The sequence below is a fragment of the Nitrospiraceae bacterium genome (genome assembly GCA_035623075.1).
Lineage (GTDB): Bacteria > Nitrospirota > Nitrospiria > Nitrospirales > Nitrospiraceae > DASPUC01.
Genome location: DASPUC010000022.1, coordinates 1 through 12,334 on the forward strand (window position 1 = coordinate 1; position 12,334 = coordinate 12,334).

Annotated in this window: 12 protein-coding genes and 1 tRNA gene; 7 read left to right on the plus strand and 6 right to left on the minus strand. The window is 53.2% G+C overall.

Going from position 1 to position 12,334, the window contains the following annotated elements:
• Positions 1 to 189 precede the first annotated feature (189 nt).
• The gene (locus tag VEI50_04740) at positions 190 to 516 is read left to right on the plus strand and encodes a hypothetical protein (GenBank protein HXX74412.1); all 327 of its coding nucleotides are present in this window, start codon (positions 190 to 192) and stop codon (positions 514 to 516) included.
• A 103-nt stretch (positions 517 to 619) separates the two neighbouring features.
• Here the strand turns inward: VEI50_04740 and VEI50_04745 are convergent, their stop codons facing one another.
• Together VEI50_04745 and VEI50_04750 are read right to left on the minus strand one after the other, a co-directional pair.
• Positions 620 to 964, minus strand: a complete 345-nt coding sequence (locus VEI50_04745) for a hypothetical protein (protein ID HXX74413.1) — start codon at positions 962 to 964, stop codon at positions 620 to 622.
• Positions 965 to 1,043: 79 nt separating this feature from the next.
• The gene (locus VEI50_04750) at positions 1,044 to 1,205 is read right to left on the minus strand and encodes a hypothetical protein (protein ID HXX74414.1); all 162 of its coding nucleotides are present in this window, start codon (positions 1,203 to 1,205) and stop codon (positions 1,044 to 1,046) included.
• Between the two features lie 300 nt (positions 1,206 to 1,505).
• Between VEI50_04750 and VEI50_04755 the strand changes: the two genes are divergently transcribed.
• A tRNA-Ser gene (locus tag VEI50_04755) sits at positions 1,506 to 1,599 on the plus strand.
• A 392-nt stretch (positions 1,600 to 1,991) separates the two neighbouring features.
• Here VEI50_04755 and VEI50_04760 read toward each other — a convergent pair.
• Positions 1,992 to 5,084 (minus strand): CusA/CzcA family heavy metal efflux RND transporter, encoded by a 3,093-nt coding sequence (locus VEI50_04760; GenBank protein HXX74415.1) that lies wholly within the window; start codon positions 5,082 to 5,084, stop codon positions 1,992 to 1,994.
• Between the two features lie 819 nt (positions 5,085 to 5,903).
• Between VEI50_04760 and VEI50_04765 the strand changes: the two genes are divergently transcribed.
• The 3 genes from VEI50_04765 to VEI50_04775 all read left to right on the plus strand — a co-directional run bounded on the left by VEI50_04765 (position 5,904) and on the right by VEI50_04775 (position 7,829).
• Complete coding sequence (locus tag VEI50_04765; protein HXX74416.1) at positions 5,904 to 6,587, plus strand: hypothetical protein; 684 nt, start codon at positions 5,904 to 5,906, stop codon at positions 6,585 to 6,587.
• 226 nt (positions 6,588 to 6,813) lie between these two features.
• A complete protein-coding gene (locus VEI50_04770; GenBank protein HXX74417.1) occupies positions 6,814 to 7,065 on the plus strand; it encodes a hypothetical protein in 252 nt (83 codons plus the stop codon).
• Between the two features lie 17 nt (positions 7,066 to 7,082).
• Positions 7,083 to 7,829, plus strand: a complete 747-nt coding sequence (locus tag VEI50_04775) for a DUF6515 family protein (protein ID HXX74418.1) — start codon at positions 7,083 to 7,085, stop codon at positions 7,827 to 7,829.
• 85 nt (positions 7,830 to 7,914) lie between these two features.
• On the opposite strand, the gene VEI50_04780 is transcribed toward VEI50_04775, so the two are convergent.
• Positions 7,915 to 8,796, minus strand: a complete 882-nt coding sequence (locus tag VEI50_04780; GenBank protein ID HXX74419.1) for a hypothetical protein — start codon at positions 8,794 to 8,796, stop codon at positions 7,915 to 7,917.
• Positions 8,797 to 9,000: 204 nt separating this feature from the next.
• Here VEI50_04780 and VEI50_04785 point away from each other — a divergent pair, with 204 nt between their 5' ends.
• Positions 9,001 to 10,299, plus strand: a complete 1,299-nt coding sequence (locus tag VEI50_04785; protein HXX74420.1) for a TAXI family TRAP transporter solute-binding subunit — start codon at positions 9,001 to 9,003, stop codon at positions 10,297 to 10,299.
• A gap of 258 nt (positions 10,300 to 10,557) precedes the next feature.
• A complete protein-coding gene (locus VEI50_04790; protein ID HXX74421.1) occupies positions 10,558 to 11,271 on the plus strand; it encodes a thermonuclease family protein in 714 nt (237 codons plus the stop codon).
• 16 nt (positions 11,272 to 11,287) lie between these two features.
• On the opposite strand, the gene VEI50_04795 is transcribed toward VEI50_04790, so the two are convergent.
• Together VEI50_04795 and VEI50_04800 are read right to left on the minus strand one after the other, a co-directional pair.
• A complete protein-coding gene (locus VEI50_04795) occupies positions 11,288 to 11,587 on the minus strand; it encodes a tetratricopeptide repeat protein (GenBank protein HXX74422.1) in 300 nt (99 codons plus the stop codon).
• Between the two features lie 227 nt (positions 11,588 to 11,814).
• The gene (locus VEI50_04800; protein HXX74423.1) at positions 11,815 to 12,192 is read right to left on the minus strand and encodes a hypothetical protein; all 378 of its coding nucleotides are present in this window, start codon (positions 12,190 to 12,192) and stop codon (positions 11,815 to 11,817) included.
• Positions 12,193 to 12,334: the final 142 nt, after the last annotated feature.

Consider the following 12,334-nt stretch of genomic DNA (forward strand, 5'->3'; position numbering starts at 1 on the left):
AAGGTTCTGGCAGGATGCCCACCGAGACGGGATTTTTTAGAAATCCCTGCCATAGATGGTTGAGTACCTACCAAGCCCGTAATCTTCTAGATCGTAATACAACCATTTCCCCCACCCCATCCTTGACACCTCCCCACGGACGGCCTAGATTTTAACTGAACTTGGAATACGGGCAGAAGGAGAAAAGGTATGCCTTTTGGCAAGATGTTCTTCGAAAGTCTATCTGAGAGAATTAACAAATACTTCAAGATATTCCGATGTGGTACGGTGACAGTGACTCTGAAGGCATATGGGAAAGAATACAACCTCTATCGAACGCTTTCAGTCGATCAAGACACAATCACCTTTATCTATTACGATAAGAACAAATCTGAGAAGATACTTGGAGAGAAACCTCCATTTGACACAGCATTTCCTGCTCTCACGCTGCCCTATGAAGTAATCGAGTCTGTCGAGTTCAATCCAAAGCAACCTCGTGCTAGAGCAACCGCAATGGGCTTCAAGCCAAGCGATTAGACAACCTACGACAACATCAAGGATCAGATTGTGATGAAGCAGAAGTGATGTGCGCTCGCCAGGCGCATCGGAAGGAACCGATGGAAAGGAGTCTCAGCCTAGTCTAGGGGTTCCGTGTAAGGGCCACGAACCCCCAAAGGATAGCCAACGGAATCAGTACGGGTAGCAAGAACGGAAAGGCCAGCCCCGCCAGAATCAGGCCCAGGACGACAAGGCACCCCAACACAAGCAGCCCGATTCCGGCAAAGACAAACACCAAAAGGGTTGCGGCACAAAACAGAGCAATCAACGCCACGACCAGGCCCCCCGCCCCGATGGAATCCTTGAGCGGTCCGGTCACTTGCTGCCCATTGATGACGATAGTTACGGCATTGCGTTCTAGAAACAGCCCCCATGCAACGATTGCGAGCATAAGTACCGCAAGAGCAACTGCCAATTTCTTTGACATCAGCATTTCCTCTGGATACCGTCTAACCTAAAGTAGACATCGGAAATAGGGTAGTTTCTTCCGCCGGTCGCAAGAGACTCTAGCGACTGACTTGCACCACGTCAATCAGTGTATCCCGTGCCGCGGTGGGAGTGGCGATAACAAACCGATTCGCGGCGCGTGGCTGTTCCGCCTCGTTGCTCACTTCCCGCCGTCTCACTGTTCTGATCTGTCCCACGTATGTGCTTGTGAGATGAGACATGAGACGACTGTGCAATGACTCGTGCGATTCGAGTATATCCTGATCGCTTTCGCTGAAATCGCTGACTCGTGCAACATGACTACCGACCTTTGCCCTCCCTCTACAAACTTGCCGGAAGGCTTGTAGGAGTGGTATCAGATGCGTGTATCACCCCACACCCCCTCCCCTGCTGTGCGTGCCCAGCAACCGCAACTCTGGCCGCAACTGTCTGGCCCGTTCAAGGCGCAATCTACCGCCCTCTGATGCAACTATCACCCATCCATCCAATTCCTATCGTTGCGCTAAATTGGCCTCTTTCAAGAAGGTGTAACGGTTCATTGGTATTTCTCCGTAGGTCTTGAAAACCGGAGATGGGGTAACCCATCCGCGAGTTCAAATCTCGCCCCCTCCGCCATATTCGAGTCAATGTCCAACTTTTAAAACCGTTACAAATTGGTACGCCAACCGAGTCGCTTCCCTCGCGAGGTTGGAATTGGATTTTTTATGGAATTCGGAAGCGGTCGGATGGTGGGTGCGCAAGGGTTGCGGGGTTGCAAGCTAGATGACCTTTCCTGACCTCTTTCCGTCCCTCAAAACTGGCCGGCTTTGACATTATCCCTGAGTGTCCTCTTCCTCAGATACAACAACGGATCGGGAGGTTTCAGGTTCAAGTCCCATCGGGAGCGCCACACGATGCGCTTGGCTTAGCGTGGACTCCGGGACTTTACTCGACTTTTCCAATAGAACAAACGACTGTAGATAAAAACGCGGGTTGAACAGAAGCTTATAGTGGTGCAGCTGTTATCTCTATTTCGGTTCCTCTCCTTGAAAAGCTCCTACGTTCCGCCAGCCTTTATGGACGAGATGGTAAAAGACCGGGAGCACCAGCAAGATGAGCAGCGCAGAGGTCAGCATCCCGCCAACTACCACGCGCGCGAGTGGTTGCTGGGATTGGGCCCCGATGCCCGTGGCGACTGCGGCGGGTAAGAGGCCGATGGCAGCGGCCAGGGTAGTCATTAACACCGGCCTCATTCGAACCTCGGCGCTCCTTAAAATCGCGGTCTCCAGATCGTGGCCTTCGTCTAGAAACTGACGGATTCTCACGACGAGAATCAGCGCTCCCTGGATCGCCACTCCAAAGAGCGAGATGAATCCCACTGCCGCAGAAATGCTGAAGTTCGTCCCTGTCAGCAGAAGGGAGAGCACCCCTCCAATCAAAGCGAAGGGGACTGCAAACAGAACCAGGATGGCCTCTCTGAAAGACTGTACAGCCAGATACACAAGGAATAAGATGACCAAAAGACTCAAAGGGACAATTCGTGCCAGGCGTTGTTTCTCATCCTGCAACTGGTCGTATTCTCCATGCCACTCAGTCCGGTACCGCTCTGGCAGAGTGATCTTCTCATGGAGCCTGGCATCCGCCTCTCGGACCGTATTCTCCAAGTCCCGACCCCGAACGCTGAATTTGATCGGGATATAGCGCTGGTTGTTTTCTCGATAGATGATGAAGGCACCGGTTTGTTCCGTGATTGAGGCTAATTGCTTGAGCGGGATACGCGCCCCGTCTGGCGTGCTGACCTGGATCTCGCCGATCGCATCGGGATCTCCACGAAACTCAGCTTGGAACCGTACCACCAAATCGAACCAGCGTTCGCCCTCATACACCTGAGTGACCGCCTGCCCGCCGATCGCCGCCTGGATGACCGCCTCTACATCAGCCACCGCGAGACCATAGCGCGCGCACGCTTGACGATCTACCGCAATCGACAGATTGGGTTGCCCTAGGAGATGGAAAATGCCTAGATCCTTGACTCCTGAGACCTGATTCATTACCTGTTTGATCTCCTCTGCCTTGGCTTCCATTACTTTCAGGTCAGTCCCAAACAGCTTGATCGCGTTTTCAGCCTTGACGCCGGCCATCGCTTCTTGGACATTATCCTGAATTGCTTGAGAAAAGTTAAAGGTCACGCCGGGGATCTCCTCCAACACAGTCTCAATTTCTCTGACCAAATCCTTCTTTGTGCGTAATACGGGACGCCACTCCTTTCTTGGCCTGAGGTTTACCAAAAACTCGGCATTGAAGAAGCTGGTAGGATCGGTGCCATCGTCCGGTCGGCCGAGTTGGGAGACGATCGTGGTCACCTCGGGGAAGCGGCGGAAGATCGCCCTGATCTCGGACGCTAGTTGGGCAGCCTGCTCGAACGCAATGTCGACCGGCATCGTGGCACGTACCCACAAGTTGCCCTCCTCCAGCGCCGGCATGAACTCTCCGCCCAGGAAAGGCACGACTGCCAAGGCCAGGACCATGAGGCCCAACGAAACGGCGATGACGATGATCTGATGGGCAAGTGCCCACTTCAAGGCAGTCAGGTACCCCTGCCGAATCCATCGAACGACGGTCGTGTCTTCCTCACGGATCGGCCCGCGGAGTAGCCAGCTGCAGAGGGTCGGGGCAAGTGTAAACGCCATGAGCAAGGCCCCGGTTAGGGCAAACCCATACGTCAGCGACATGGGAGCAAAAATCTTACCTGGCACCCCTGTCATTGTGAATAATGGAATGAACGCAACGACGATAATCGTGGTTGCGAAGAAGATCGGCCTCCCGACTTCCTTCGCCGCCCGCACGATGTGCATGGGCACCGTCAGCCTCGATCCTGTGCCGTTAGCTAAATGATAGAAGATGCTCTCTACCATGATAAGCGTCGAGTCCACGATAATGCCGAAATCAATAGCACCCAACGAGATGAGGTTCGCCGATTCCCCAGTCAGCACCATCAGACAAAATGTGAACAAGAGTGCCGTGGGGACAGTAAGCGCCACAATCAACGCCGCCCGGAAATGACCGAGAAACACATACAGGATGACGAAAACTAAGACGATACCAGTTATCACAATATCGAGGACCGTTTCGATCGTCGTGTGAATGAGGACGCTCCGATCATAGAAAGTCTTGATTTTCACGCCTTGAGGGAGTTTCCAGGTGTTCAGCTCGTCTACCTTCTGTTGGACACGCTCAAGGACGGGGGAGGCCTTGGCCCCACGGTGAAGTAGCACCACGCCTTCGACCACATCATCCCGGTCATCGATCCCGACTTTACCGAGTCTCACGCGATAGCCGACGTTCACGTTTCCCAGATTCTTCACGAACACGGGCGTCCCATTTTTTTCACCTACGACCGCATTCCCGATATCCTCCAGGCTCGAAATCAGCCCTAAGCCGCGGACGTTAAAGTTCTGGGAGCCGACCGACAAATAGTTACCTCCGACGTCAATATTGCTGTTGGTGAGGGCCGTCATCAATTTTGGCAGCTCGAGACCGTAGTTGAGCAGCGCCCCCGGATCGACATTGACATGAAACTCCTTGGTGGTCCCTCCATACGTTGTGACGTCGATCACCCCCTGCACCTGCTTGAACTCACGACGGATCTGCCAATCCTGAATGGTCTTGAGATCGGTGAGGTTCGTCCCTTCTCCGACGACTTCATATCGGTAAATCTCTGCGATTGCCGACCACGGAGAGATAGTTGGTTGCACATTTTGGGGAAGGGTGGTCAGCTGCAGCCGATTAAGTACCTCTTGCCGATCCCGAAAGTAATCCGTACCGAAGTCAAAGTAGACCTTGATATCGCTCAAACCAAAGATGGACAAGCTTCGAATGTCGGTCAACCCGGGCATCCCTTGCAGAGTGATTTCTATTGGGATTGTCATGGCGCGTTCCATCTGCTCAGCCGACCAGCCGGGATATTGCGTAATCACCTCGATCATCGGCGGAGAGGGATCGGGGTACGCAATGATGTCGAGGCTGTGGAAAGCCAAGAGGCCACCGAAGAGTAACGCCAGACCTACGGCGCCCACCAATACCCGCTGAGCGAGTGCGATTTCTACAATTCGACTAATCATAGTTCCTCATGGAGAGCAGATCTCAATGAACTCGCTAATAAGTTTGTCCTCCGCATTGGAGAAAACGAAGAACCCGTACGAAGCCCAACGCGTATCCGCAAGAAGGTCGAGAAACATTCAGGTAATGAGACCAAGCAGAATCAGAGAGACTAGAGGATCGGAGGAGGTCGTGAAATCAGCGAGGCGATGACTAGGTAATGACCGGGAAGCGATACGCTGGTTTGACAAGCAGGCCGCAGCAGACCTGTTCCCCAGACAGCACAGCCAGAACCGATGTGTTCGGATTGGTCATCAGGGACAAGGAGGCAATCTTTGAGGTCAGAAGGATCAACGTCCTTTCCCTCTCCACTCACAGCTTGAGCAAAATGAGACGGGGTCAAGTCTTCACAGTAGACAACGTCGAAGGAATAGGGAAGCGCCAGGAGAACGATGAAGAGAAATCTGAGGCGTGTGCGATTCATCTCGGCGAAGAGCTGCGAGATTCTATGGTCCAATACTGAATGATACTTGAATCAGGGTAAGTTTCAAAAGAAATTGATACCTTATATTTATGGTTAGCACGCCAAAATTTCCTTGTCAAACGACCAAGTTTGAAATGTCTCCTCTCGGGCGTACGCTTATTCTGTAATCCGACGCCTCATTCTCGACCTACCTCCGTAGTCGTTCTGGTATCAATGCGCAATACGAGCTGTGTGCTCCAGGACCTATCGCTTTCCGGAGCAGGGCATGGGTCTTGGTGATCAGAACCAGCAGAAGAGCAGTGTGACTCGCTCATGTTTTTCTTTGTCACTTAGGTACACTCTGCTAAAGTCCTGGAGTGTGAGTTCCTGGACCATCAGATTCGCCGCCGTCCTTCGCCGTACACTGGCGCTTCTCAGTGGGATCTTCCCGCTTATCGTGCTCGCCAGTGGAGGCATGATCTTTCTCACGTGGATTCGCGTTCACGCGGGCAACGATTACTACGTCGAGCACGCGTATCTCGGTGAAGCGATGTTATGGCTCCTGCTTGGATTGCTCGGTGCACTCCCCGCTGGCTGGGTCTTGTTCCGGCCTCATGCGAGGCTGTGGTGGCTAGTGCTCCCGGCACTCATCTCCGGGTTCGTGATTGGGTACCCGCACTTTGCCTCACCACTCCCGTATCATCGCGCGGTCCGCGAGGTCTACCAGCAACTCGTTCATGTGCGTGACGAGTTTGAACAGATCGCCAAACCGGGAACGCCCTGGCCCTGCCGTTCAGGCCCACTGCCCACGCTCAGTCCCTATAGCCGGAATGGAGAACGCCTCTTCTATGACCAGGTCTGTGTGACCGGGAAGCAGCCGATGGACTCCCTGCTCTCCTCCAGTGCACCCGGCACGATATACGTGGGCATCAGTCCAGGAGAACAAACGATTTGGCTGTTTGCGACCGTCTTGCCTCAGAACATAAGTGCCACCGTGACTTGGCTCCAGGACCCCACCGGACAGCCGGTGATGTTTGTCCTCTCGTCGCCCGATGTTCCATAGCGAAACGGTCGCGCACCGAATTTCCCTACCACTCATCCCCCAGGTCCAGCGCTGCAGGTCTTGTAATCCTTCTCATGTCAAGACTCTTCAGTTCGACGAGCCTGTAACTTTTTCGTACCTTAGTTCGACTAGATAAACGGAGGGCCGAGGGTAGCGCGTGGAATTCCAATGGCAGCTGTCAATGACCAAGGGTGAGGGCAGTTAAGTCTCGCATGTTCAGTAAACTATGAAGCTTGGAAGCAAGCACACGCTTATCGTCCGCCTCATTGCCAGGCCTAGCGCGCTCTGTGGGATACTCGGATTCACGTCGTTTCCATGGTCCAGTTCCGCTGAGCTTGCTGGGGTCCAATGGTTTGCGAGTGGAACCCTCCTGCTCGTATTGGCACTCTACATGCTGGCGGATGCGGCAGCGGCAACCCGGAAAGCCACGAAGAAAGAGAATCATAAGAAATCAGCAAGTGCTGCTGCAATGCTGTGAATGATAGGAGGACTGACATGACGAACGTGGCAAGATCTACTTACCGCATACTGTGCATCGTCTTCCTCATGATACCCTTCGTGACCAGTCCGGCCCTAGCCGAGCGGGGCCACGGATTTGATCGGGATCGATACTATTCCCCACATTGGGAATTGGATGTCCGACACAGCCATGATCACTTCTACCCTGCAAGGGGTTATGTGGTACCAGCGTTACCCCCTGGATATGTCGATCTTATCTATTCGAAACAACATTACTTCTTCAGATCGGGGGTCTGGTTCCGTGCGCAGGGATCAGGATTCATCGTTGTCCAACCTCCCCTTGGCATCCGTCTCCGGATCTTGCCTCCCTCATACAGCACAATTTGGATTGGCGGTGTCCCATATTACTATGCGAACGGCATTTACTACGCAGCTGTCCCCAACACACCAGAGTATGTTGTCGTCGCACCTCCTCCTGGGTATGAAACCGCAGCGCCACAACCTGCTCCAGCTCCGCCTCTGGCCTTACCGCCACCGGCAGTTCCGTCTCCACAAGCCCAGACATTGCCAGCACCATCTACCCCTCAAGCCATGTTCGTCTATCCACGCCAAGGGCAAAGCCAAAGCCAGATCACGTCAGATCGAAGCGAATGTAATAACTGGGCAATCGGGCAAACCGGTTATGATCCTGCGCAGGCTGGGACGGAAGGTGCTCAGCGAGCCGGGGATTTTCAACGAGCTGTTCGAACCTGTCTTGAGGGCAAAGGCTACACAGTCAACTGATCGAGGGCTATGACTTCGGCCTTCCTCAGTATAGGCGTTTGATGTGGAAGAATAACCTGTCAGTCAAGTATTAAAATGATCATTTTCATTTCCTTCCGAAAAGGCGTCCCACAAAAAACCCTGACGCAAACGGCAATCCCCATAATACAACTACGAGAAGAACGACGAGCCAGAGCGAATCTTGCACCAGACGCGTTGCCTGTGAGAATACTTCGTCGATAGCGCTTTTGGTCAGGGCATCGAAGTCCTTCATGGCGTTCGCCCGTTCCTGGCGGATCGCTTCGGTAATCGCCTCGCGCTCTTTTTTGATGCCATCAAACAGCGCGGCACGTTGCTGGGTCACAAAACCATCCTCCTTCTTGAACTCAGCTTGCAACTCCTCAATCTTGGTCTTTAGGAGATCAGGGCCTTTTTCGACCGCCGAAGCAAGGTGCTCCGGAGACTGAGCCAGCACCGAAAACCCGCGAAGAGCATTTTGAAAGGACCGTTCTTTTACCAGCCGATCTGTCACAGCTTCACCAAATGCCGTTGGCATAGTCCGAGCTGCCTCTATAAGCTCCTTTGCTGTAGCTGTTAGATCGCTGACTCGAGCTAGCAACTCCTCTTCATATGGCTTGCTCGCATGCGCCAGTTCGGCACCGAACGTCTTTGCCGCCCCTTCCATGCCCGTCCCGAGTTCCGACGCAGCTGATTTGGCTACTCCTTCGGACACGTTCACCTTTGGCGAGAGTGTGCAGCCAAAGCCACTCCACGACAGAAAACCGATAAGGCAGATGATGGAGAATGGATAACACCAAGACATCTGAAGGACACCTTGCATTATGGTTGGTGTGATTGTGGGGTAATGAAGTCTCAGATACAAGTTGTTACTAAGTATGCTCCATCCTAGTGAACCGTTGGTGAATACCGTATTGAGCACCAGTGCAGTCAATCCGACCGGCAGCCATTCATCCCATTGCCTGTTCAAGCCTCTCTTTGTTATCGTGGGTTCGTCTTGAAATTCGCTCCACAGCCAGGCTAAATGGACGCAAGTACACCTTGCCTGGGTAGCTATCGAATAATGACTGCAAAGGCAAGAACTCTTCCTAAACAAACACTCGTCTATCGTGCTATCAGATTTCTGGATAGAGCTAATCGGATGGTCCATCGTCATCCGATCTTCCATGCTCTTATGCCAAGTAATAAGTCGCTCGTTTTGATTTTTCTCATTCTCATTCCCCTACTTGGTTTTAGCATCTACCTGGTTGAACAGACACATACCAAGTACTATCTCCTCACGGGTCCTCATGCCAGCACAGCTTCACTCATTGGTCCCCAATTCGAAGCGGTACTGGATAAAACAACCGGGCTTGAGCGATGGTCGCCCCTCAAACTGATCCGAGATTTTGCCGCCGTCGAATCTTGCGGCTCCTTAGATAATGTTGCGAATCTGAATCAAGGCAGAGCCCAGCTTGCTTTTGTCGAGGATGGGCTCCCTTTGCATATGGATACACCACCCACCTGCTTGCTACCCATCAATCAACAACAGGATCGCAGTGCGGCGAAGCGTCAAGAGGTTCGTCTTCGCGCTGTGATGCCACTGTACCTGTCGCTGTTACATGTTGTCTCAAATCGGCGGCTCAACTATACGGATGTCCGTGACATTAAGCCTCACAGCAAGGTGTATATTGGCCCAGACGGGAGCGGCACTTCATTTATCGCCAGTCTTGTGCTCAAACATGAAGGCATTCCTATCGATCGAAAAGGTGCAGCCTGGGACTTTCAAAAGGCAATGCAAGAGGTGCTCAAAGGAAATCTTGATGTAGCGTTTTTTCTAATGGCTCTCAACAGTCAGGAGATTAAACAACTCTTCGACACTCCAACCTTGCATCTGCTCAGCGTAGATTCTGCAGAGGCGCTCACACTCCTGGCGCCGTACCTTGAAATTATCAAGATCCCCCCGTCCACCTATAAGGTTTCGCCCAAGGAGATCACGACTGTCGGGGCCAAGACTATTTTGGCAGCATCAACGGACCTCAGCGATTCTGAGGTCTTCGAAATCGCCACCAAACTATCGCATCACATTCATGACCTCCTGAAGGATATCCCGTTGAACGTGAGCAAGACCGTCAATGGCTCTGTAGATCTTTACTACCCTCTCCATCACGGGGCGATTCGATTTTATAACCATGATCCTCCGTTTTTTCTGGACCCGCATTTTTTGGCAGGCCTGGGGAGCTATCTATCCATTGTCTTTGCGTTCTACAAACTCAGTGGGCAAAGCTTGAGGCACTATCGTCTTCATCGTCTCCTTCAGTTAATTGATCGAATCAGGAGAACTGCGAAAAGAGCGGGAGACACACTGGAAGCGAGCCATACGGAGCGGTATCTTCATGCCTTCCGTGTCCTGATGGCCAGATTATTGCGCGAGGGACGAATTAAGATGGATGATATTGGCCTCATAAATGAGTACATCAAGAGCGACTCATAGGGATTTTCCCGCTTCACATTGACCCGAACAGGCTGCTGTTACTTGCTGCTGTCAGCCAACCGCCGTGTAATCGAATCAACGAGTGTCCGCTCTTGAAGCTCCGCTACAACACCGCATTGCTAGAGTGGATCTGCCCGAACAATCCAAGCAACCGACATGCTTCTGCAAAAAGTCAGGACTGTTGGGTATACGCCTCCTCTTGACGCTTGACACCACTTCGCCGACAGCCTAGCCTTGACACCACTAACAACAAGACCAATGAAGAGATTCCCCAAGCACGTAAACTCCTTCCCACCCTACGTTCTTCTCGCTTCCCTTCCGATCGTTCTCCTGCTCTCACTTGTCTTGGCAGGGTGTGAGAACGTCAGACCGTGGGGCTACAGTCAAGGCAGGCACGGCGTCGCAGGCCTTGGTGTCCGAGTCCCCCTCGATCCCCCACATTCTGCTCGTGACCTCGCCAAAGACGATTCAGTGCCCGGCAAAGTCTTCGTCGGACAGGTCATCTCTGTACACGATGGGGATACTTTGACCATCTCACTTAATGGGCAGAACACTCAGGCCCGCCTGATCGGTATTATTGCGCCTAGCTTGGATCAAGCCTCGTGGGGAGAGCTGGCCCGTGAAGCACTCGAAACGCTCGTTGTCGGGAAGATCGTGCAGCTTGAAACGGATATTACGGACCGGGATCAGGCTGGGCAACTGCTCTCATATATCTTTGTCGGGGAGACCTTCGTCAATCTGGAGCTGATCAGGAAAGGCATGGCAGTTGTCGAGACAGTCCCGCCCAATGTCGCACATGTGAAGGAGTATCAACAGGCACAAGAGGAGGCACGACGAGCAGGGCGAGGAGTCTGGGATCCCAGCAACCCCTTGACGGTCAGTCTCAATTGCGATCGCGGACAACAGAAGGGGCAGGCCTGCATCATCAAGTCCGGCAATGTGGAGTCAAGTCGACCCGACTTCCTGCCTTAGTTTCCCAGGAACTCCCCTAGTCTTGGAGAACCTGTCCGATGTCGTCCGCCAATTGTGGAGAAAGTTCTCGTGCCCGCTTCAAGTCTCTGCGACCCTCTTCCGCCATATTGATCGCCAGGTAGGCGAGGCCGCGATAGTAATAGCCGACGCCCATCTGCGGCTGAAGCGACAGCGCAAGAGTTGAATCGTGAATGGCTCCCATGAAGTCGCCGGTCTGATATTTCGCCACGGCCCTGTTCGCATAGGCTTCTGCAAGGTTCGGATTCAGCTGGATCGCCCGTGTGTTATCCTCGATCTCTCCCTCGTAGTCACCCATCACGCCTCTCACCACCCTCGACTTATGAAGGCCATTGAATCACGTGGGTTAATCTGGATCGCACGCGTTAAATCCTTGAGTCCGTCGGCGCATGCGCCGGTTTCACATTTGGCCACACCTCGACTAAGGTACGCCTCCTGGAACTGCGGATCCAACCGGATGGCTCGACTCAAATCCAAGATGCCATCCTCGCGATGCCCTCGTCGAATGTTGATGACCCCACGCTGCTAGAGAGGTTCGGGATTCAGGGGGTTCAGCATGATTGCCAGCGTGTGATCCTCCACTGCGCCCTGTAGATCGCCCAATTCTCCTTTCGCATACCCACGCAGTACATACGCGCGCTCGTTGACCGGATTCTTCGCGATCGTGCGTGAGGTTTCCTTAATCGTCCGATTCAGCGATGCAGTCCTTTCTTCCGGTGACGGCACCGAGGCACAACTGCCCTGCACGCCCGGCACGATAGAAAGCGCAAGGAGCGCTCGCACCAGCAGTGCATGATGCCGGTGAAATTTCTGTCGCCATCGGACATCACGATCTTGTCCCGCCATCTGCCCCCGTATGACGTTGATCAAGTCCGTAATATACCGGCTCGCTCGGAGACGCATCCCTCCCACCTTTCATTCGTCCAGATCGACGTCTCCAACTTGGTCGACAGGTGACGCTCATCAGCCAACATTCAACCGCGGCAATTTGTCGGATGGACGCCTGGCGTTCCATAGTTCAACGAACGGATAAGCCTATGGCAAG

What these genes read in the sequence shown, in the direction of transcription:
- VEI50_04740 (HXX74412.1), top strand. Translation starts at nt 190, where the DNA reads ATGCCTTTTGGCAAGATGTTCTTCGAAAGTCTATCTGAGAGAATTAAC.
- VEI50_04745 (HXX74413.1), bottom strand. Translation starts at nt 964, where the DNA reads ATGTCAAAGAAATTGGCAGTTGCTCTTGCGGTACTTATGCTCGCAATC.
- VEI50_04775 (HXX74418.1), top strand. Translation starts at nt 7,083, where the DNA reads ATGACGAACGTGGCAAGATCTACTTACCGCATACTGTGCATCGTCTTC.
- VEI50_04800 (HXX74423.1), bottom strand. Translation starts at nt 12,192, where the DNA reads ATGCGTCTCCGAGCGAGCCGGTATATTACGGACTTGATCAACGTCATA.
- VEI50_04770 (HXX74417.1), top strand. Translation starts at nt 6,814, where the DNA reads ATGAAGCTTGGAAGCAAGCACACGCTTATCGTCCGCCTCATTGCCAGG.
- VEI50_04785 (HXX74420.1), top strand. Translation starts at nt 9,001, where the DNA reads ATGCCAAGTAATAAGTCGCTCGTTTTGATTTTTCTCATTCTCATTCCC.
- VEI50_04750 (HXX74414.1), bottom strand. Translation starts at nt 1,205, where the DNA reads ATGTCTCATCTCACAAGCACATACGTGGGACAGATCAGAACAGTGAGA.
- VEI50_04795 (HXX74422.1), bottom strand. Translation starts at nt 11,587, where the DNA reads ATGGGTGACTACGAGGGAGAGATCGAGGATAACACACGGGCGATCCAG.
- VEI50_04790 (HXX74421.1), top strand. Translation starts at nt 10,558, where the DNA reads ATGAAGAGATTCCCCAAGCACGTAAACTCCTTCCCACCCTACGTTCTT.
- VEI50_04760 (HXX74415.1), bottom strand. Translation starts at nt 5,084, where the DNA reads ATGATTAGTCGAATTGTAGAAATCGCACTCGCTCAGCGGGTATTGGTG.